The sequence below is a fragment of the Halomonas sp. SIMBA_159 genome (assembly GCF_046536035.1).
Classification (GTDB): domain Bacteria; phylum Pseudomonadota; class Gammaproteobacteria; order Pseudomonadales; family Halomonadaceae; genus Vreelandella; species Vreelandella venusta_A.
Window position 1 is genome coordinate 1 of record NZ_JAWJBT010000223.1, and the last position, 336, is coordinate 336.

A 336-nucleotide genomic window follows, 5' to 3' on the forward strand; every position below is an offset into this window, starting at 1 on the left:
TGTCAACTTTTTCCTCTACCATTCTAGCTAACTGTCCAAAACCATCTAACCCTTGTGATAAGTCGGCTTTGCTCATCTGAGAAGGTTTTAATTTCCCAGCCTCTGCAGTGTCTTTGGCCATCGCAGCCCAATCTTTAGCTTGTTTGAAATCACCTTTAGCTTTTGCTAATGTCTCATAGACTTTGTTGACACAATATTCTCGTAAACACTCTTCATGCATTGTTGTGATTAATTGGAAAGATGGTTTCAATTGAAGGAATTTCTTTTCAAATAGAAAATAATCATCATCGGGATACCCATACCCATATGTTTCTTTTAACTTATCCAAATCTTCAG

General features: G+C 36.9%; 1 protein-coding gene. It reads right to left on the minus strand.

The window, feature by feature from the left end:
* A partial coding sequence (locus R0J87_RS19075; protein ID WP_498888201.1) for a hypothetical protein occupies positions 1-336 on the minus strand: 336 nt, incomplete at both ends.